Source organism: Pediococcus inopinatus, assembly GCF_002982135.1.
In the GTDB taxonomy this organism is placed as follows: domain Bacteria; phylum Bacillota; class Bacilli; order Lactobacillales; family Lactobacillaceae; genus Pediococcus; species Pediococcus inopinatus.
The window spans coordinates 1,332,065-1,353,189 of record NZ_CP019981.1; the positions used below are offsets into that span (position 1 = coordinate 1,332,065).

The window sequence follows — 21,125 nt, forward strand, 5'->3', positions numbered from 1 at the left end:
AAGCGACTAAAAAAACTGTTTGCATTGATTAGGCAAATACTACCCTCTCAACACAAACAGTTACTTATCTTTATTATTCAGTTACGCCGACCTCAGCACGTACAACATCAACAATCCGATCCACGTAAGCTGAAACCTCTTCTTTTGTAGCTGCCTCTGCCATAACTCGCAACAAGTCCTCAGTTCCACTAGGACGAACTAAGACGCGACCTTCACCAGCCATCTCATCTTCAACAGTTTTGATAATTGCTAGGATTTTTTCGTTTTTTAATGCAGCTTTTTTATCTTGGACTCTTACATTAACCAACTTTTGTGGATAAGTTTTCACTTCGTCAGCTAACTCGGATAGTTTCTTACCTGTTTGTTTAACAATGTTCATAAGTTGTAAGGCAGTTAACATGCCATCACCAGTGGTATTAAAATCAAGAAATACAACGTGCCCTGATTGTTCACCACCAACGTTATACCCATTCTTTAGCATCTCTTCAACCACGTAACGGTCTCCAACTTGTGTTTGGACTGAGTGGAGATCATTTGCTTCAAGAGCCTTATACAAGCCCAGATTACTCATAACAGTCGTGACAACCGTGTCCTTCTTTAAACGTCCCCGTTTACTAAGATATTTTCCACAGATGTACATGATTTTATCGCCATCAACAATATTTCCCTTTTCATCGACTGCAATACAACGATCACCATCACCATCGAAGGCAACACCAATGTCAGCGCCTTTTTCTACAACAAATTTTTGTAAGCCCTCTGGATGCGTTGATCCCACATTGGCATTAATATTTAATCCATTTGGTGAAGTAGCCATTGTGTCAAATTCAGCACCCAAATCAGCAAAGATTTGAGAGACAAATCCACTGGTTGCCCCATTTGCGGAATCTACGCAGATGTGCAAGCCATCTAAATCATCTGGAATTGTTTGCTCTAAAAATTGTGTATACTTAAGAGCTCCTTCTGGATAATCATTTTCCGTACCCAGTCCTTCAGCTGAAGGGCGTGGCAATTCATCAGTTTCTTTATCAATTAAAACCTCAATTTCGCCTTCTAATTCATCTGATAATTTGTAACCATCTGAACCAAAAAACTTAATCCCGTTATCCTGAACAGGGTTATGTGAGGCTGTAATCATAACGCCTGCATCGGCCTCTTGTTTACGAACTAAATAAGCAACTCCTGGTGTTGTGACAACTCCCATATCCAAAACTTCAATGCCCACGGAAAGCAACCCAGAAATTAAAGCTGTTTCTAATAATTGTCCTGAAATTCTCGTGTCTCGAGAAACTAAAACTCTTGGTTGTGAGTCCGTATTTTCAGCATGTTCTGTTAAAACATAACCACCAGTCCGGCCTAATTGAAAAGCCATTTCTGGGGTTAAGCTCTCGTTTGCGATTCCTCGTACACCATCTGTTCCAAAATATTTCAAAGCCATAATTTTTCCTCTTTCTATTCTTAATTTAGTTTGAACTCGAAGAATCTGAAGCACTAGTGCTACTTGAAGTGCTTGCCGAACTGGATGAAGACGAAGAACTTGTCTTACTACTCCCGCTAGTCGACCCATTTCGTTTGTTATCTGCTGAAGTACTAAATGATTCCGCTGACGATTCGTCACTGCTATCTGATGAGCTTGCCGATTTTTGTACCGGTACAGTGACGCTGACCGCTTGTGGATCCAAAATAACATTCACTGTATTCCCATTATTATCTAACGCCTGAAGTAGAACCTGAGTAGTAATTTCTTTTTTTGTATTATTAGGTAAATTAATTTTTGCAATTACCTGTGTAATTCGATTAATTTCTGAAACAGATCCCGTTGCTGTGACCGTTTGTGATCGCAGAATTGCCGCTTTAGCTTCGTAGCCTTTGGCAATAACATCTTTATTGACTTCTGGTTGAATGGCAAAAGTTTTTGTTTTTCGATTAGCAATCGTCACATTGATAGACTGCGGATCAAAACTATAGGCTAGTTCTTTATTCAAACCCTCTTCTTTGATCTGCACTTTATGTTTGCCAACGCCTAGTTTTCGCAATGACACATAAGCTTTAAAATTCTGTGTATTTGTCGTCGTGGTTACCAAAGCACTAGGCCCTGTAATCTTAACTTTAACCTTTGAAGGATAACCACTAACTAAATATTTAGAACTATTTACATCCAATTCGAGCGGTACCGTCAAAGTTTTTGTTTTGTTGGCCATTAGCGTCGCATCACTAGAGCTTCCATTTGAAGCCGTGTTGTTTAAACTTGTCTGATCCGACTTTACGTATGTAAAGAGGAGAACTGCTAGGATCAGGGCCAAGATCCGGTAAACCCATCGTTCTTTCCAAAAAGCTTTCATTTTTTAGGACCCCCTTTGAAGAATGTCACCAATCCTTCTACAAAGTCTTGAACAATGTTGCGACTTTCTGGCTCTTCATCACTAAGAAATTGATCTCTAAAGTAACGGAGATAATCTTCTTGTGTCATACTCCGTAGCAGCTCATTATCTTTTGTAATAGAAACCTCGCCAGTTTCTTCAGAAACGACAACCGTTACTGAATCCGTCACTTCACTAATGCCAACTGCTGCTCGATGACGCGTCCCGAGCTCTTTTGGAATCATTGTGCTCTGTGAAAGTGGCAAATAAGCTGCCGCAACAGCTATTTTATTATCTTTAATAATAACTGCCCCATCATGCAATGGTGTGTTAGGAATAAAGATATTGATCAGAAGTTCTCCTGTGATATCAGCATCCAAAGCAATCCCTGTTTCAATATATTCTTCCAACCCGGTATCCATTTGGATCGTAATCAAAGCCCCGATTCGGCGTTTAGACATGTATTGAATGGCCTTGTCTAAAGCCGCAATCATGCGTGTTTCGGCTTCGTTTTTAGTCTTATTTTTTACAAACATAGACCCTCGGCCGAGATGTTCCAAGCCACGGCGGATTTCTGGTTGAAAAATCACAACCATTGCGATGACTCCCCAATTAATCACCTGGTCCATAATCCATGAAACTGTACTTAATCCTAGGAGAACGCTGACTACCTTAATTAAGATAATAACTACAATTCCTCGAAAGAGTTGAACAGCCTTTGTTCCTCTTACCAACATGATTAATTCATAGATCACAAACCACACCACAAGAATGTCGACTAGGTTCATAAAATTATGTAGGGTAATCAGTTGATTCCAAGCAAAATTCATTTGGTTTTCCTCCCAACCAGTACAAAAATAATTATAGCACAGACCATGTTTCTTGCGGCTTGAATTTAAGCCACAAGAATGGTTACCGGCCGAAGCATATAAAATTATTAGCGGGTTTGGCTAATAATTACCTTAGTGCGGAGAAGGACCATGTTTCTTGCGGCTTGAATTTAGGCCACAAGAATGGTTACCGGCCGGAGCATATAAATTAGAGTTGATTTATGGAAAAAGTTTCCTATATTCTGCTACAATAAAATCAGCGAGGAAAACATGATGACAACAAAAACTAAATGGTTTATTCGAATTTGCTATGGCTTGGGTTTAATATACATTGCTTTGTTTGTTCACCCACCCTACCATTTCTTACTTCTCAATACATTTTTAGCCTACATTCCAATCGAGATTGCATTTCATATCCGTCCTAATTTTCCGAGAAACACAGGCTTATTTTGGCTGGGAATCTTACTCTGGTTGCTTTTTTATCCGAATGCTCCTTACCTATTGACTGATTTATTTCACTTAAGTTTGCTACATCCCTATGCGGATACTGGACTAATTCGATTATCAATTTCAATGTGGATTTATTATATTTACATGTTATTGGCGGTTATCCCCAGTGTCATACTTGGTATGGGGAGCATGATGCAAGTCACACGGTCAATCGTTAAACGTTACAGTATTCATAATCAGCTTGTTGAAATGGGAATTGTGCTAGTTTTTACCACTTTATCTTCAATTGGAATTTTCATCGGAAGGTTTTTAAGACTTCATACAATATATCTTCTGATTAGTCCCGAATGGGTTTTAAAACCAATCTTTAATATGTGGTCCTGGCAAAAGCTAGCATTCGTTTTCTTGATGACATTATTGCAAGGAACTATCTACGTTGTTTTACGTGTTATTCGCAATACAAACTAAACAAAAGGGTTGAAGTCATTACCGACTTCAACCCTTTTGTTTATGATACAGATCTTTTTGATTAGATAAAAATTGTTTTATAAATAAATGTCGCTAAAACACCAGCTAAAATAGGCGCTACAACCGGAACCCATGAATACCCCCAATGCGAACCACCCTTATTTTTCATTGGATATAAAGCATGTACAATTCGTGGCCCCAAATCACGAACTGGATTCAAGGCAGGCCCCGTGGCTCCACCCATCGAAATAACTAGAGTTGCCACTAAAAATCCGACTGAAAAGTTGGCTAATCCAATATTTTGTTTAAAAGCGATATCTTTTGTCATGGCAAGGGCACCAAAAACCAAAATGAAAGTTCCAACAAACTCATTCACAAAGCCGTCACGATAAGAACGGGCGGCATCAATTGTTGAAAACGTTCCAAGAATAGCGATGGGGTCTTCTGTTTGATTGTAATAAGGTTTGTAACACCAAACAACAACTAATTGGCCAAAGATGGCTCCCGTAAGTTGAGCTATAAGATAAGGAATCACATTGCTCCATGGAAACATTCCGTTAATTGCTAAACCTAAGGTAAAAGCCGGATTAATTTGATTTCCAGAAACATTTCCAAACATCATTGCAGGAATTAATACACCAGCCCCGTACCCTAGTCCAATTAAGATCCACCCACCTTTAGAACCCTTCGTTCCTTTAAGTTCGACGTTGGCGACGGATCCGTTACCCAAAATGACTAGAAATGCTGTCCCGATAAACTCAGCTACAGCACGAATTAATAAGCTATAATGCATTATGTTTCCCACTTTCTTTCCAAAGAATTATATTTTTCACACTGTTTACCACTATACGCTATTTCAAAAACTTATCAAAGGATAATTTAGGTTTGTGTTTAATTCATAAATAATTTTATTCTTATTTGATCTGGCTCAAATGCGGCTTTTTGGTGCTTACTCCCTAAATTAATAGCTCCTACTCACCGCTTGGGATAGATCACAAAAAAAGCATTAGAAGTCGCTAAACTTCTAATGCTTTCTAAAAGACGCTCAATCAATAAAACTTTTATTTTTCCCCAATGATTCTAACCTCAGTTTGTAAATGCACCCCAAACTTTTCAAAAACAACTCCTTGAACATGATGGATGACATCCAAATAGTCCGTTGCCGTCGCACCACCTACATTAATGATAAAGCCAGCATGCTTTTGTGAAACTTGTGCTCCGCCAATTTGAAATCCTTGTAACCCAGATTCGTGAATTAATTTGCCAGTAAAATATCCAGTTGGCCGTTTAAACACACTCCCACAAGAGGGATATTCTAAGGGCTGTTTTGAGGCCCGGAGGCGATTTAACTCATCCATCCGATTTCGAATTTGATCCGCATTTCCTGGAGCTAAATTAAAAGTTGCGGATAAAACAATATCTTCATAATCCTGAATACTGCTATGCCGGTATGCGAAATCTAGCTCATGATTTGTTAACGTTTTGATCTGCCCTTTACGAGTCAAAACCTGTGCTTCGCTAACCACTTCACTAATTTCACCACCATAAGCTCCTGCATTCATAAATACTGCGCCACCAACGCTGCCAGGAATGCCGGCTGCAAACTCAATACCAGTTAAACCAGCTTGATATGCAGCTTCAGTTGTCGCAATCAACGCCGCTCCAGCCTGGGCCACGACTTGGCTCCCAGATACTTTAATTTCTTTCATCTGCGTTAGGATAATCGTTAGTCCGCGAATACCACCATCGCGCACAATCAAATTACTCGCATTTCCCACAATTGTTAAAGGCATCTGTTGCTGGTTTGCCCAGGTTAGTAATTCATTAACCTGCACCACAGTTTTTGGAAAAGCAAGATAATCGGCCGGACCTCCTGTTTTAGTATTTGTATACTTTGACAGCGGTTCATGGCTCATGATTTTGATTCCTGGAAATGTTTCATTTATCGTTTGCAAGATCTTACGGTTCCTTTCAGATTTATAATTAATTTCTAGTTTAACACTTCAAAGGCTTTAACGGCATCCCGACAAATTTTGTGACTTTCTATTGATGATTCTGCGGAAACTGGATTTGCTTGTTTTCCTTCGACTGCCGCCAAAAATTGGCGAGTCAAAGGATCAAATCCACGCGTCACCAATGTGGGTTGCCAATCTGGCGCTGTAATAATTTGTTTCCCGGCGGGCGTTTTTTTTATGAAAGTTTGACAATTTTCAACCGTTGCAATCCCGCCAGCTGTTTCAACAGTTATTTCTTCTTGATTGACGCCGCCTACTAAATTAATCTCCGCCGTTGCTGAAGAATGTTTTGTTTTTAAGGTTACGAGAGCCTGTTTTAAATTTTCACCTGTGGTAAACAATTGTGTTTGCTGAGATTGAATCGGCTCATCTAATAAATAACGAACCGTATCAACCACATGAATAAGTAAGTCATAAATTGCAAATTTAGTCTCTTGAACAGCATCCTCTCGTAGTTTGATACCCCGAATAATTTGCTTATCTGGTAGGGCCTTCAACTTTTGATTTAAAGGAACAAATCGCCGATTAAAACCACACGTTAAAATTACCTGCTTTTGAGCCGCCAACCGATAGAGTTCTTCCACCTCTTCCAGGTTTTCGGAGATCGGTTTATCCACGTAAACATTAATATTATTTGCTAACAACTTCTTAATGATCTGGTAATGGGTTGCAGTTGGCGTATGGACGAACACTGCCAGTGGCTTCTCCGCGATCAACTCTTCAATATTTGATTCCCCATGAGTAACCCCATACTGGGCTTGCAATTTTCGCCGTTTTTCATCATTACGTGTACAAAAATGCCATTCATACTGATCCTGCAAGCTTGCCATGACTGGTAAATAAGCTTTTTGTGCAATGTTACCTAATCCCATAACGTCAATTTTTTTCATTTGTTTTGCCTTCTCATGATTTTGATTTTAAAACTCTCTACTATCTTTCTAACTTCCTTCAGATTATAATAGTACCAATCAGAAAGTTAGAAAGGATTTTTAAATTATGAATTTTGTGGCAATGGATTTTGAAACAGCATCCCCAAAACGTTACAGTGCATGTTCGCTTGCACTCACCATTGTGCGGGAGAATCAGATTGCTGATGAATTTTACTCTCTCATCAAGCCTGATACTGAATTTAGCTGGCGCAACGTGCAAATTCATGGTATTCATGAAGATGATGTTGCCGATGCACCAACATTTCCAGAGGTTTGGCAAGTTATCAATCCTCTTTTTCAATCTAATCAGCTTGTTGTCGCACACAATGCCCCATTTGATAATGGTGTTTTAAAGAGCTGCCTTGAGCATTATGACTTGCAACGGACCCACTATCTGACGCTTGATACCGTTCGGACAAGCCGTAAACTTTTCCCAGATTTTGAAAATCATAAGTTGGATACAGTCTGCCAGCATCTTGGCATTGAACTGGATCATCATCATAACGCTTTGGATGATAGCTTAGCATGTGCAAATATCCTGCTGTACGAAGCAAATAACTTTGGGACTGAACAATTAAAGCCCCTGATTCGAATGGCTAACTAAACGTTAATTTCATATCAATCGTTTCAAATGAGGCGCCGTTTTTATCACGGAAGCCTTTTTTGTTACGGTCAATTTCTTCAAATCCGAGTTTCTTATAAATATGTTCTGCACTCAGATTGCGCGCCTGGACCGTTAGTACCAACCCTGAGAGCCAGCTAAATGATTCTCCCCACGTGAGGGTTTCTTCCATCAACGCGGTCCCTAATCCTTGGCCCCAAAATTCAGATAACACAGCCACTCCTACTTCACCAAATTCGTCAGTTTCGCTTTTCATGACAGTCGCTAAACCAATTGCCTCATCTTGATACATGGCAAGTAAGATAAGATTTTCGCGGCTTTGTTGAATCAGTTCCAGTTGTTTTGCTTCAGTGTCTACCGTTAAATTGGCCAGATCATCTTCAACTGTAAAAGTTTCCGTTTCTTTATCTAGTTGTTTGAGTAACGTCAAGACCTGTTGGGAATCCTCAGCCCCAGCTTCCACGATTCTAACTTCATCACTCATTTTAAGTCCTCTTTCAAATCATTTAAAAGAGTTGTGTATCGCTCCCCTTGAGCATCAAAGGCTAATGTGCGCTGATTATCGCTTTCGTCATTTCGTTTAAGGGTAATTCTTAAATAATCTTCCGGTAAATAATCCTGAATAAACTGAGACCACTCAATTACCGAGACCCCATCACCATAAAAATATTCATCCCAACCAAGATCATCACCACCACCGTCCTCAAGACGATACACGTCCATATGGAAAAGTGGCATGCGCCCTTCCCGGTATTCATGAATAATGGTAAAAGTTGGGCTCTTTACATAACGTTTGATCCCCAATCCTTTAGCTAATCCTTTGGTAAAAGTCGTTTTTCCAGCCCCAAGGTCGCCATCTAGTAAAATCACATCATTAGGCTTAAGACTGTTGGCGAGTTGTTCGCCAATTTTTTCGGTTTGCTCTGCTTGCTTTGTTTTCATTGTAAACATAATTTACCTCGTTTGTTGAGACTGATTCTCAGGCTTTTCGGACAAATCTACATGTTCTGGTAATTGCCAATCAATCGGTGTTTCACCTAACGCCTCTAAAGCTGCATTCGTCTTTGAAAACGGATGAGATCCAAAAAATCCGTGATAGGCAGAAAATGGGCTCGGATGCGCCGATTTAATGACAATATTTTTATCTGTATCAATCAATTCAATCTTAGCTTGAGCAGCTTTTCCCCAAAGTATGAATACCACTGGCGTTTCTCGTGCAGAAAGCTTTTCGATAGCTGCATCGGTTAGTTGTTCCCATCCTTTTCCCTTATGAGAAAATGCCTGTCCGTTACGCACCGTCAAGACGGTATTAAGCATTAGAATTCCTTGTTTAGCCCACTTTTCTAGGTAGCCATGAGAAACTGGTTTGATCCCTAAATCATCTTGTAGCTCCTTATAAATATTTTGCAAAGATGGTGGAATTTTGACCCCAGGTAGGACAGAAAAACTTAACCCGTGTGCCTGATTCGGTTCATGATAGGGATCCTGTCCTAAAATAACCACTTTAACTTCACTAAACGGCGTCCACTCAAACGCTTCAAAGATATGAAACATGTCTGGATGAATTAATTGAGTTTTATATTCGGTTTTTAAAAAATCGTGTAAATCTTTGTAATAGGCCTTTTCAAATTCTGGTCCCAGAACTTCTTGCCAGTCATTATGAATAAACGTTTTCATTTTCGCACCTCTCCTCATATTCTAGCATAGCCTAAAATGTTTTAATAACATTAAATGTCGTTATCTTATGACTAAAAAAAACCGGGGGAACATGTTAAACTGAAGATATAAAAACCTGATAAGGACGTGGAAATATGATTTCAATAATTGCTTCTGATATGGATGGAACGTTACTCAATGAAAAAATGGAAGTTTCTGAAGGAAATGCCGCTGCCATTAAACAAGCCCAAAGTGAAGGTGTTCATTTTGTTATCGCAACAGGACGCCAGCTTTCAGAGGCCAAGCCCCTAATTGAAAAATTCGGAATTCAAGCACCAATGATTACATTAAATGGCGCTGCCGTTTACGATGTGGACGGAAAAGCTTTGGATATGGTGCCTCTCCATCGTGCTTCAGTTACCCAAATCATGCGCGAATTAAATTTAGCACACTTATATTATGAAATTGTCACAATTGACGGGGTCATTTCTAATAGCCGTGCCATGCATATTCAAAATTTGGCAGATCTACTTTCAAATCTTAATCCTGATACCCCATTTAAATTAGCCGTTTCTTTAGCCTCGGCACGAGTTGAACTAATGGATATCACGTATGTTGATGATTACCAAGAATTGATTGATGACAAAAATGTCCGAATCTTAAAAATCATTGCCTTTTCAAATGATGGTCAAGACGAACTACAGCCCGTAGCTGATAAGATTAATCAAAAGGTTGATGTGGCCATTACATCATCTTCTCGCTCGAATATTGAAATTAATAACGTCCGTGCTCAAAAAGGTATCGCGTTGCAACATTATGCTGACGAATTAAACATTCCCATGTCGCAAGTCATGGCAATTGGGGATAATTTAAACGACGCTTCCATGCTGAAAATTGCGGACACTAGTTACGCAATGGAAAATGCTCATACCGAAATCAAAAAAATTGCGAATCACTTAACCGTTTCGAATAACGAAGATGGGGTTGGAAAAGCCATCTTGGAACAACTCAAAACCAATCGTCAATAATGGTTTTGCTGCTATAGGAGTGAGTACTTATGCGCAAGCTTTATGTGAAACATCAAGATGCAAATAATAAAGGTGCCACGATCGTCCATGATGATTTCAACAATTCATGTTATCTGATGGTTGGTAAATGGGGGATCCGGCATGATGCACTCTCTGTTTACAGTACAGACGGACAGTTATTGGCAGAAATCAAACAAACATCAGTAGGAATTTTTCCTAAATTTGATATTTTTTTTAATGGTCAAAAAATCGGCTCAATTTCAAAGACCTTTGGCTTAATTCATGAATTTATGTATGTTAGTAAATTAAAATGGTTTATCACTGGAAACCTCCGAACCGGTTTGCATCACGTTTATAGTGGCCGTAAACCCATCATGAAGCTGGTATGCGGCACTACTTACAATGAGCTGACAATTACTACGGAAGCCACCGAACCAGTTTGCATTTGCATAGCAGCAATTCTGGATCATTGGTCAAAGAAAAATAGCAAATCAAACATTAAGCGTGGATCTGCTGTTCCAGGATGGCAACTACCAAGTGGTGAGACTAGTTTTAACAATATCCAAAAACATAAAAAACACAAAAATAAATTAATCGAATAAATGGAGGAGTAAATTTGCAAATTCAAACCGCTCAAATAAAAGATGTCCCTCAAATCGTCACTTTAGTTAAGGTCATTTTAGAAGAAATGGAACTTCCTGCTCTCCATGAATTAAGTGATGAACAGCTGACTAAACTCTTTGAAAAAACATTTTCATCACCCGAATATCAAGGTGATCTGGCTAATTTGATTGTCGCTAAAGATCAAGATGAAGTGCTTGGTATGATGTTTGGCTATATAGGAAAAAACGAGCAACAACTCTTTAATGTTTTTTCTCGCTACTACACCGAATTAGGAATTCCTGAAAAAACTGTTATCTTTTCAGATCGGGAAGCCGATGCGGATGAATGGTACCTTAACACGCTTTGTGTCGATGCTCATCATCGTGGTGAAGGCATTGGTACTCAGCTCTTAAATTACCTCCCAACAGTTGCTAAACAGGTTCACACCAATGAAGTCGGTTTACTAGTCGACTTTGAAAATCCTCAAGCTGCAAAATTATATCAGCGAATCGGATTTAAAAAAGATCGTGTTCAAATCGTTGCCGGGCATAATTACAATCATCTTAAAATGACTGTCTAGCGTCGAAATAATTGAATAAGTAACCATCTTTAAAACTTGAAGTAGAAAATTTAATTTTGCTTCAAGTTTTTGTAGCGCTTAGGTTTAAATCTATGCTAAAATTAAATGATTTTTTAGATGGGAATTGGAATATGAAAAACACAAAATATATTAGCTGGCCGGTCCTCGGACTGATGGCCTTTGTTAATGTTATCGGCTTTGATGACATTATTTATAACTTTAAGAACCAAGGATTAGGGGTGATTACTACTTGGGTAATTCTATTCGCCTTATACGTTGTCCCCTATGGTTTAATGGTCGGTCAATTAGGATCCACTTTCAGTAAATCTGGTGGTGGCCTAAGTTCCTGGGTTCGTGAAACCAGTGGTGACACACTTGGCTACTTTACAGCTTGGACATATTGGGCAGCTTCCATTCCGTATGTAGTGGACACCGCAAATTCTGTAGTTGTGGCCTTTGGCTGGTTAATCAATGGCAATAATTCAATGGAAGAACATATGTCAAACGCCATGTTTGCCTTACTTACCTTTTTAGTATTTGTCATTTTTATTTTGATTCAGAATCGAATCAAAAATTCTTTGCAGCTCCTTAACGTCTTGGGTGGTGGTGCAATGTTTATTATGACCATCCTATTCGTTGTTTTAACGGTCGTTAATCTGACTAACGGACACGCAATCGCTTCAGCACCACTACACATATCCACCTTTACACCGAAAATTAACTTACACTTTTTCTCGACATTAGGTCTGTTAATTTATGCGACGAGTGGCTCTGAATTAGTCGCTCCGTACGTCACGCGGATGCGCAACGCCAAACGTGACTTTCCAAAATCAATTATTATGTTGACAGTAATGGCCGGCTTTCTCACTATTTTTGGTTCGTTTTCATTGGGGGTTTTCTTTAATGATCATCATTTACCTGTCGATTTAAAAATGAATGGTAGTTATTACGCCTTTGATTATGTGGGCAGTCACATTGGCTTAGGTCACTCAATGCTGTTCCTATTTTCAATTGCCCAGCTGTTATATATGTTTGCACTACTCGCATTGTTGTTAGATGCAATGACGCGAATGTTGATCTTAGACACTGGTAAACGATTCATGCCAAAACAGCTCTTAAAGCTCGATCATCATGGCCGCCCCATCAATGGCTATATTCTCACTTCAGCATTATCTGCTGGAATTCTTTTGATGGGTGTTTTTCTTCCCGACATGAATGAAATTTTTAACTGGTTACTTAATCTAAATGGGATTGTGTCTCCTTACGTTACTTGTTGGATATTCTTTGCCTTCATGCAAGTTCGAAAAAACTCCCAAAAATTCAAATCTGATTATGTCTTTATTAAAAATGATCGTGCTGCTTACCTTGTGGCTTTGTGGTGCTTCATTGTTACATTTATTGCGGCAACTTTCGGCATTTTACCCCAAGATGTCCCGCCAACCTCCTTTACGTATTGGCAAGAGTTGATTATGAACATTGCAACCCCAGGGCTTCTCTTAGCGTTGGGTTGGGTCATGCCCACAATTGCGCGTAGACAACGTAAAAAAGAACAATAACCTATACAAAAAAGCGGGTCTACACTTTCTGGTATTGGTGAATAACTGATACCAGTTTTTATTTTGAAAATTAAAAGGACATCTGTCCTCTTTGTGCTACGATTTAATCGCCAAACAAAATCGAAAAGAGGAAAAACAGATGTCCCTAACTAATTCTATCTTAATCTTGTTTGAAATGACAGACCCAAATATAACCGTAACTGGTGTTACCAAGAAACGTTGCCCGAATGGACAACGAATTTATGTCGTTCACGCCAACCTTTCTTATCAGCTTGTGAAATGTCCCCATTGTGGCCATAAAAGTCTAATTAAAAACGGTACCCACGTTAGTCATCTAAGGTTGGGAACCTTATCAGGCGGACGTTATGAAATGCAGCTAAGACGACAAAGATATCAATGCCAACATTGTTTAAAAACCTGTGGAGCTAAAACTAACCTCGTTAGACGTAATGAAACTTTTACCCACAATGTTAAACATCAGGTCATTGTGCTAGCTCGTGACATGCTGACCAGTAAAGAAATCGCTAAAATTTGTGGCATTTCACCAAGTAGTGTTCAACGTATTTTAAATGCAAATATTCACTTGGCTTACCGTGTTAAGCAACTTCCGCCAAATCTTTGTTTCGATGAATTTCGTTCCTGTAATCATCTAATGTCCTTTAACTGTTGCGATGCCGTTAGTCATCGCCGCATTGTGACCCTCAAAGATCGTCTCAGTAAGGATATCATTGATTACTTTGAAGCTCGTTATTCAGTTCAAGAACGTGCGAAAGTTCAAACAATTACTATTGATATGAACGCCGAATATGCTAGCTTTATTCATCGTTTATTCCCGAATGCTGTCACGATTATTGACCGTTTCCACATTATTCAGCTTGCTGGTCGTGCACTAGACAATGAACGTACACGTATTATCCGTACTTTTCAAGATAAGCATTCACGCATTTACCGCATCCTTAAATCTCAATGGCGTTTATTTCATTTGGCAGAAGAGAAAATCAATGACACTAAGCTTATCTATTTACGAGGCATTAACGAGTATATGACCCAACAGAACGCCATCGACCTTGCCTTAGATGAATTTCCAGAATTCAAAACTGTGTATCAAACTTATCAAGGCATTCTAACCGCTATTCACCAAAAGGATGCCACGGAATTTAAAAATTTGATTACCAACTACCAAGTAGCTGGTAATCAAATGGACGTCACCATTTCAACCTTCGTTAAGAACGGCTCAGCAGTGCTCAACAGTTGTCGTTATCCGTATTCTAACGGTCCTATTGAAGGACTTAATCGTAAAATCAAGGTATTAAAGCGTAGCTGTTTTGGTTTTCGAAATATTCATAACTTCTTCATTCGTATCAGTTTAATTCATGAGTAAACAAAAAGCACATTCACCGAAGTGAACATGCCTTCAAAAATCTCTACCAATACAGTTTGACAGAGACCCAAAAAAGCGAGGAAAACTACTGTATGAAAGTAGTTTTCCTCGCTTTTTGATTATCACAGCTTACCGATAACGCTTGACTGCTTTCGCAATTTCACGTTCTTGGTCACGTCGTTTTAAAGTTTCACGTTTATCGTATTCATGCTTACCTTTTGCAACTCCAATCAGAACCTTTGCAAACCCATGTTTTAAATAAACTTTTAAGGGCACAATTGTAATTCCCTTATTTTGTGTTTGCTCAGCTAATTCCGCAATTTGTTTTTTATGCAACAACAATTTTCGGTTTCGCAATGGGTCATGATTAAACTGATTGCCTTCTGTATACTCACTAATGTGAATATTCATGAGGATGGCCTCACCATTACGGATTTGTACATAGCCATCTTTTAAGTTGATTCGACTGGCACGGACAGATTTAATTTCTGTGCCCGTCAGTACCATCCCAGCTTCAAAAGTTTCTGAAATTAAATAATCATGACGTGCTTTTTTATTTTGAGCTAAGGCTGGATCTCGTTGCTTTGTTTTTGCCTTTGCCATTTAAACCTCACTCCTACTTTTTCCGACCATACGGTTTTGAAGATGATGGCTTACCATGTGAGTTTGTTGCATGTGAGTTTTTAGCAGAATTATTTCGATAATTACTTGATGATTTTTTATTGAAATTCTTGTTGTGACTACCTTGTCGATTGCCACCTTTGTAATTGCCACTATTACGGAATTGACGTGGTGGTAATTGAATTTCACTAGTCGGCGTCTTTTCTGGGTGCAAGAGATCAAAATCAACTTCTCTTTGATCCTTGTCCACCCGAATTAACTTAACTTCAATTTCTTGACCAATTTGGTATGTTCGGTGCGTATTCCGTCCAACCAAAGCCATTTGGTTTTCAACGTATTCATAATAGTCGTCTTTCATTTGACTGATATGAACAAGTCCTTCAACAGTATTATCTAATTCAACAAACAACCCGAACTTCATTACCGAGCTCACAACAGCCTTAAATTCTTCGCCAACGTGATCGCCCATAAATTCAGCTTTCTTCATCCCATCAACGTCACGTTCTGTATCAATACCTCGCCGTTCCAATTTAGAAGTATGAGCCGCAACTTCAGGAACCTTTTCAACAAATTGAGCTTGTGATTCTTCACTAAGGCCGTCCTCTTCGTAATGACGGATTAAACGATGCACAAACATATCTGGATAACGTCGAATTGGTGACGTGAAATGCGTATAGTATTCTGCAGCAAGGCCGAAATGTCCCAAAGAATCCTCAGAATATTTGGCCTGCTTCATACTACGAAGCATCATGATCGAAATCATGGGTTCTTCTTTACTTCCCGAAACCTGTTTCAAAACGCTTTGTAACATTTTGGGTTTGATATCCTTTGGACTACCCTTAACTGTATAACCAAAGTTTGTCAAAAATTCAAAGAATTTCAACATTCTGTCACTGTCAGGCGTTTCATGGACACGGTACAAGAATGTCACTTTGAGCTCTGAATAATGTTGAGCCACGGTTTCGTTAGCTGCCAACATAAACGATTCGATCATCCGTTCAGAAGTTCCCCGAACGCGAACTTTAATATCAATTGGATGACCAGTTTCATCTACAATAATTTCAGCTTCGTTATCATCAAATTCAATTGCTCCACGACGCTTCCGACGTTTCAGCAAGATTTTATGCAATTCGCCCATTGTTTCAAACATTGGCACTAAATCAGCATAGCGTTCCCGCGTTTTTTCGTCGTGAGCTTCAAGAATCTTATTAACATTTGAATAAGTCATTCGCGCATTAGATTTGATCACACTTGGATAAATCCGGTGATTGACTACTTTACCATTTTCGTCCATTTCCATTTCACAAGTCATGGTCAAACGCTCCACATCAGGATTCAAAGAACAAATTCCGTTAGAGAGCTTCCGCGGTAACATTGGCACCACACGGTCAGTCAAGTAAACACTGGTACTCCGCCGATAAGCTTCGTGGTCCAGAGGTGACCCCTCTTTAACATAATGACTCACATCAGCAATGTTGACGCTCAAATGATAATGTCCATTAGCCATTTTATAAACACCAACAGCATCATCAAAATCTTTAGACCCGTCCCCATCAATTGTCACAACTGTTTCATCAGTCAAGTCTTTACGACCGACTTTTTCTTCATCTGTCACGAATTCTGGGATCGCTTTGATTTCCTCTTTAACATCATCAGGAAATTCATATGGTAATTCGTGTTGATAAATAACCTGAAGAATATCAACCCCAGGGTCATCTTTAAATCCAATGGTCTCAACAGCGAGGCCTGCCATCAGTTTAGGATGTTTCAAATTAGGATACTGAGTCACTTCAGCAGTGATCACAGCCCCTTCTTGTGGCTTGATTCCTGAAGCTAAAACATCAAAATGATATGAAGCTAATTTTTTATCTTTTAATGCAATTTCACCGATAACGCCATTTTCAGGATCTGCACCTGAAGTTTGAAAAACCCCAACAGCCTGCGTAAAATGACGCTCCGTAATCTTAGTAACGACCCCTTCAGGCCCTTTATCATCGCCAGGTTTAGCCTGACGTGTGATCCGAACATCAACTTCATCCTGATTCAATGCAAAAGCTGTATGATCTTCACTAATATAAACATCTGGAATTTCCGGATCGATGGCTACGAAACCAAAGCCACGGTCGTTGGCATGGAACACACCGTGAACGATTTGTTGATCTGGTTGAATGGGCAAGGTGAATTTCCCCTGCTCTGTGATATGAACACGATTTGACCGTTCCATCACAGCAAGTTCTTTAACTAAAATATTAAAAACACTTGCTCCTTCAAGTTTTAATTGTTGAAAAATTTCTTCAGCTGTAAAATTTTCCTTAGGATGTTGACTTAATAAACTGCTGACAGCAGCTTGAATTTTATTTGTTTCCATTTTTTACCTCAAATTTTAAATTTGTTTTTTAACTTAATAAAAGCCTCCTGCAAAACACAGGAGGCTCAATCATTAGTGAGAAGAAACATAGACCATCGCAATTGCAACGGCAAAGAAAATAATTCCTAATCCTAATGTGACTTTTTGCATAAACGCTTCAAATCCACGCGGTTTTGAGTGGGCAAAAAGGTCATCTGCCCCACCTGAGAAAGACGACAACGCGTTATCTGTCTTTGCTGGCTGCATCATTACCGAAATGATAATCAAAACTGAAACAATTAATAGTATTGTCATTAATAAATTATACAAGTAGCGACCTCCTACCTAAGCTTGTAGTATATCCTCTATATTTTATCATAGTTTAGCTTTTTTTCCAGTGTTATGGATAACTTTTCCTATTGAACACGGAATTACTAAATAAAAATCCTGACCGAATTCTTTTTAATCAATTCGATTGGATAGGCAGTTTTCTTAATTGGCGTGCAATATTCCCCCGGTTTTGATGACTAGTTGTCACAATTAAGGTGTCTCCCGCTTGAAGTAGCGTATCTCCATGGGGAATGATTTCAAGTTCACCCCGACGAATGGCAATTAGTAAACTGTTCCCCGGCCACTTAAAATCACGCACTTGATGTCCCGCTAAATACGAACCAGCAAAAACCGGAAATTCTACCCGATCCAATTTACCACCCACACGTGGCATTTTAGGTTTCACAATTTTGTGAAGTAATGATTCATAAATTGGGGCACCACCTAGCAAATCAACTACCAAATAGGCGGTAATTGAAACAATTGCGAGTGGCATTAAATGATGCAGCGTCCCGACCATTTCGGTAATTAACAAGATGGCAGTAAACGGGGCTTTTCCAATTCCGGCAAAATAGCCCGCCATTGCAATAATAATAAAGTTAACCAAATATGCGGATGGCATCATTCCTAACTGAATCATGACTTTTCCATATATAGCACCAAGAATGGCACCTAACGACAAAATTGGCAAAAAAATGCCACCAGGAAGCCCAGATCCATAAGAAATCATGGAAAAAATAAATCTTAAAAGAAAGATCCCAATCAATATAATTAGGGCCGGAGAATGCGCAGCAATGGCTAAGATAATATTATTCCCACCACCTAATAAGTTAGGTACCAACATGCCAATCGGGATAATCAACACAAATGGCACAACCCCAAATAACCAGCTCGGTAATTTGGTCAGATAGGCATACCAATCACCCATTTTAAGTAAGACACGTTGATAAATGAACCCCATTAGCCCAAGGAAAATACCTAGCAGAATTAGATGCGGATACATTGTAAGCGGTAGTGTGCTTGCGTAAACAATATGTAAAACTGGTGTTAAGCCAAAAAAGATTGTAGAAACAAAGTTTGAAACAATAGCACTAGCTAGCGCTGTCGTCCAAATCAGTGGTGAAAAATTATGATAAACCTCTTCAAGCACAAATAATGTACTAGCGATTGGTGCATTAAACGCGGCAGACAATCCAGCCGCTGCTCCACTTGCAATGAGTACCCGGCGTTTTAACTCTGTCTTGTGAGTTAGTTCGGCATACCCCTGTGCGATTGTAGCGCCTAACTGAATTGATGGCCCCTCGCGGCCTAGAAATAGTCCTGAACCAATTGCCAGTATGCCACCCACAAATTTTCGCCATAAGATTGGCCACCAAGCATATTCTAAGTTGCCAGAGAGTTGCCCTTCTACTTGGGGGATACCAGATCCCTTTATTTCAGGATATTGGCGACCCATATAACCAACCACAACGGCAACCAGGAGCATAATAATCAGCCAAACTGGAATTAATTCCCAGTGCATTGAAAGTTGTTTATAAACGATCATCATCAGTTTCAGGCCATTTACAATCGCTAATCGAAAAATACTGACGACGAACCCGGCAATAGCACCCGTAATGCATCCTTGCAAAATATAAGTTAACCGAGTCCGATCAGGAACCCTTTGCTTTTTTGTTGGTTGTCCTTGCCACTGCATATTATTTCACTTCTTAATTTTATAATTTTTAAACGTCACTATTTAGTTTAGCACGAAAATACTTGAAATAAAAAAACCGGACAAATTAATTATCCGGCCCTTAACTCTTAAATTAGTGAATCTATTTCTTTCGATATGGTTGATGCTTAAACATTCGCGCTGCTTGAACGGCCTCTTGCCACCCGGAGTATAAGTTTTCGCGCTCTTCTCCATTCATATTTGGCAAAAAGCTCTGGCCAGATTGATAGATTGTTTTAATATCTTCTATATTTTTCCAAAAACCGACACCAAGGCCAGCCAAAAATGCTGCCCCAAGCGCTGTTGTTTCTAAATCAGCAGCTCGGTCAATTTCAATTCCAAGAATATCTGCCTGGAACTGCATCAAGTAATTGTTATGAGAGGCTCCTCCGTCCACTTTAAGCGTTGGAATCTCGATTCCTGCATCTTGCTTCATCGTATCCACAACATCCCGTGATTGATACGCTAACGATTGTAACGTTGCTTTGACAAAATCATTCTTTGTTGTTCCGCGGGTTATTCCGAAAATCGATCCGCGCGTAACTGAATCCCAGTAAGGTGCCCCCAAACCAGTAAACGCCGGTACCACATATATTTCATTATGATCCGTTGAATTAAAGGCATCTTCCTCAGATTCTGCGGAAGTTTTCAACAACTGCATGCCATCTCGTAACCACTGGATGGCTGAACCAGCAACAAAAATACTTCCTTCCAGCGCGTAATAGACTTGACCATTAATCCCATAAGCAACGGTTGTCAATAAATTATGATCCGATAATTGCGGCTCGGTCCCCGTATTCATCACGACAAAGGCTCCGGTTCCGTATGTATTCTTGATCATCCCTGGCTCAAAGGCCATTTGCCCAAACAGTGCCGCTTGTTGATCCCCTGCCATCCCTGAAATTGGTACTTCACTACCGTAAAAATGATAATCCTTCGTATATCCATAAATTTCAGAATTTGACTTTGTTTCTGGTAACATGGCCTTGGGAATGTTGAGGAGTTTTAAAATATCTGTATCCCATTTGAGTTCGTGAATGTTAAATAACATCGTCCGACTTGCATTTGAATAGTCCGTCACATGTACATCCCCGCCGGTAAGCTTCCAAACTAACCAGGTATCAATCGTGCCAAACAGCAACTCACCGTTTTCTGCCCGCTTTTGAGCATTGGGAACTTGGTCCAGAATCCAACGAATTTTTGTTGCCGAGAAATAGGCATCCACAATCAAGCCAGTTTTTTGATGAATCTCTTTTTGATAGCCTGCCAAAATTAATTGATTCGCAATATCTGCTGTTTGGCGGGATTGCCAAACAATGGCATTATAAATTGGTAAGCCAGTTTTCTTATCCCAAATCACCGTCGTTTCCCGCTGGTTTGTAATACCAATTCCTTTAATTTGAGAAGGCCTTATTCGTGACTTAATTAAAGCGTCAGCAATCGTGGACAATACAGCGTCCCAAATTTCATTGGCGTCGTGTTCAACCCAGCCGGGATTAGGAAAAATTTGTGTGATCTCTCGTTGTGCATCAGCAACCTTTTGACCAGCATGATCAAAAATAATGGCCCTCGTGCTTGTTGTCCCTTCATCAATGGACAAAATATAACTTTCTGGCATTTTTATAACCTCATTTT

General features: G+C 39.5%; 21 protein-coding genes. 7 read left to right on the plus strand and 14 right to left on the minus strand.

The genetic code is table 11. From position 1 onward, the window contains the following. Window positions 1-73: 73 nt before the first annotated feature. Genes glmM through cdaA form a run of 3 tightly spaced genes read right to left on the minus strand, consistent with a single transcriptional unit; the run spans window position 74 to window position 3,190 of the window. Window positions 74-1,438 (minus strand): phosphoglucosamine mutase, encoded by a 1,365-nt coding sequence (glmM, locus tag PI20285_RS06795; protein ID WP_057772240.1) that lies wholly within the window; start codon window positions 1,436-1,438, stop codon window positions 74-76. 25 nt (window positions 1,439-1,463) lie between these two features. Further along, entirely contained in the window at window positions 1,464-2,342 is an 879-nt protein-coding gene (locus PI20285_RS06800; RefSeq protein WP_057772239.1) for a CdaR family protein, read from the minus strand. Beyond that, complete coding sequence (cdaA, locus tag PI20285_RS06805) at window positions 2,339-3,190, minus strand: diadenylate cyclase CdaA (RefSeq protein WP_057772237.1); 852 nt, start codon at window positions 3,188-3,190, stop codon at window positions 2,339-2,341. Before cdaA ends, PI20285_RS06800 begins: the two co-directional genes overlap by 4 nt. A 270-nt stretch (window positions 3,191-3,460) precedes the next feature. Between cdaA and PI20285_RS06810 the strand changes: the two genes are divergently transcribed. Beyond that, window positions 3,461-4,108, plus strand: coding sequence for a DUF1361 domain-containing protein (locus tag PI20285_RS06810; protein WP_236698811.1), 648 nt, complete (start codon window positions 3,461-3,463; stop codon window positions 4,106-4,108). Window positions 4,109-4,169: 61 nt separating this feature from the next. Here the strand turns inward: PI20285_RS06810 and PI20285_RS06815 are convergent, their stop codons facing one another. The 3 genes from PI20285_RS06815 to PI20285_RS06825 form a co-directional block, all read right to left on the minus strand. Further along, window positions 4,170-4,901, minus strand: coding sequence for an MIP/aquaporin family protein (locus PI20285_RS06815; protein WP_057772233.1), 732 nt, complete (start codon window positions 4,899-4,901; stop codon window positions 4,170-4,172). Window positions 4,902-5,169: 268 nt separating this feature from the next. Beyond that, entirely contained in the window at window positions 5,170-6,024 is an 855-nt protein-coding gene (gene murB / locus PI20285_RS06820; protein ID WP_057772411.1) for a UDP-N-acetylmuramate dehydrogenase, read from the minus strand. Window positions 6,025-6,098: 74 nt separating this feature from the next. Then, window positions 6,099-7,013 carry a Gfo/Idh/MocA family protein gene (locus tag PI20285_RS06825; RefSeq protein WP_057772230.1) on the minus strand — a complete coding sequence of 305 codons (915 nt, stop codon included), beginning with the start codon at window positions 7,011-7,013 and terminating at the stop codon, window positions 6,099-6,101. A 106-nt stretch (window positions 7,014-7,119) separates the two neighbouring features. On the opposite strand from PI20285_RS06825, the gene PI20285_RS06830 reads away from it, so the two are divergent. After that, entirely contained in the window at window positions 7,120-7,656 is a 537-nt protein-coding gene (locus PI20285_RS06830; RefSeq protein ID WP_057772229.1) for a 3'-5' exonuclease, read from the plus strand. On the opposite strand, the gene PI20285_RS06835 is transcribed toward PI20285_RS06830, so the two are convergent. Genes PI20285_RS06835 through PI20285_RS06845 form a run of 3 tightly spaced genes read right to left on the minus strand, consistent with a single transcriptional unit; the run spans window position 7,649 to window position 9,351 of the window. Then, window positions 7,649-8,158: a GNAT family N-acetyltransferase gene (locus tag PI20285_RS06835; RefSeq protein WP_057772226.1), complete on the minus strand. Its 510-nt coding sequence runs from the start codon at window positions 8,156-8,158 to the stop codon at window positions 7,649-7,651. The two genes, PI20285_RS06830 and PI20285_RS06835, sit on opposite strands and share 8 nt — an antisense overlap. Further along, window positions 8,155-8,625: a tRNA (adenosine(37)-N6)-threonylcarbamoyltransferase complex ATPase subunit type 1 TsaE gene (tsaE, locus tag PI20285_RS06840; RefSeq protein WP_057772224.1), complete on the minus strand. Its 471-nt coding sequence runs from the start codon at window positions 8,623-8,625 to the stop codon at window positions 8,155-8,157. The genes PI20285_RS06835 and tsaE overlap by 4 nt, the downstream gene beginning before the upstream one ends. Window positions 8,626-8,628: 3 nt before the next feature. Continuing rightward, on the minus strand, window positions 8,629-9,351 hold the full coding sequence (locus PI20285_RS06845; protein ID WP_057772222.1) for a uracil-DNA glycosylase: 723 nt from the start codon (window positions 9,349-9,351) through the stop codon (window positions 8,629-8,631). Window positions 9,352-9,485: 134 nt separating this feature from the next. On the opposite strand from PI20285_RS06845, the gene PI20285_RS06850 reads away from it, so the two are divergent. The 5 genes from PI20285_RS06850 (at window position 9,486) to PI20285_RS06870 (ending at window position 14,478) form a co-directional block, all read left to right on the plus strand. Beyond that, on the plus strand, window positions 9,486-10,358 hold the full coding sequence (locus PI20285_RS06850; RefSeq protein WP_057772220.1) for a Cof-type HAD-IIB family hydrolase: 873 nt from the start codon (window positions 9,486-9,488) through the stop codon (window positions 10,356-10,358). Window positions 10,359-10,387: 29 nt separating this feature from the next. After that, entirely contained in the window at window positions 10,388-10,960 is a 573-nt protein-coding gene (locus PI20285_RS06855) for an LURP-one-related/scramblase family protein (protein WP_057772218.1), read from the plus strand. A gap of 14 nt (window positions 10,961-10,974) precedes the next feature. Continuing rightward, window positions 10,975-11,541 (plus strand): GNAT family N-acetyltransferase, encoded by a 567-nt coding sequence (locus PI20285_RS06860; RefSeq protein ID WP_057772216.1) that lies wholly within the window; start codon window positions 10,975-10,977, stop codon window positions 11,539-11,541. Window positions 11,542-11,672: 131 nt separating this feature from the next. After that, window positions 11,673-13,097, plus strand: coding sequence for an APC family permease (locus PI20285_RS06865; RefSeq protein WP_057772214.1), 1,425 nt, complete (start codon window positions 11,673-11,675; stop codon window positions 13,095-13,097). 91 nt (window positions 13,098-13,188) lie between these two features. Beyond that, complete coding sequence (locus PI20285_RS06870) at window positions 13,189-14,478, plus strand: ISL3 family transposase (protein WP_245080547.1); 1,290 nt, start codon at window positions 13,189-13,191, stop codon at window positions 14,476-14,478. A 129-nt stretch (window positions 14,479-14,607) separates the two neighbouring features. Here the strand turns inward: PI20285_RS06870 and smpB are convergent, their stop codons facing one another. From smpB to glpK, 5 genes are all read right to left on the minus strand, one after another. Beyond that, a complete protein-coding gene (gene smpB / locus PI20285_RS06875; RefSeq protein WP_057772882.1) occupies window positions 14,608-15,081 on the minus strand; it encodes an SsrA-binding protein SmpB in 474 nt (157 codons plus the stop codon). Between the two features lie 13 nt (window positions 15,082-15,094). Further along, window positions 15,095-17,467 carry a ribonuclease R gene (gene rnr, locus PI20285_RS06880; protein WP_057772880.1) on the minus strand — a complete coding sequence of 791 codons (2,373 nt, stop codon included), beginning with the start codon at window positions 17,465-17,467 and terminating at the stop codon, window positions 15,095-15,097. Window positions 17,468-17,539: 72 nt separating this feature from the next. Next, window positions 17,540-17,776, minus strand: a complete 237-nt coding sequence (gene secG / locus PI20285_RS06885) for a preprotein translocase subunit SecG (protein WP_057772878.1) — start codon at window positions 17,774-17,776, stop codon at window positions 17,540-17,542. A gap of 136 nt (window positions 17,777-17,912) precedes the next feature. Continuing rightward, entirely contained in the window at window positions 17,913-19,472 is a 1,560-nt protein-coding gene (locus PI20285_RS06890) for a ClC family H(+)/Cl(-) exchange transporter (protein WP_057772876.1), read from the minus strand. Window positions 19,473-19,593: 121 nt separating this feature from the next. Then, entirely contained in the window at window positions 19,594-21,108 is a 1,515-nt protein-coding gene (gene glpK, locus PI20285_RS06895) for a glycerol kinase GlpK (protein WP_057772874.1), read from the minus strand. Window positions 21,109-21,125 lie beyond the last annotated feature (17 nt).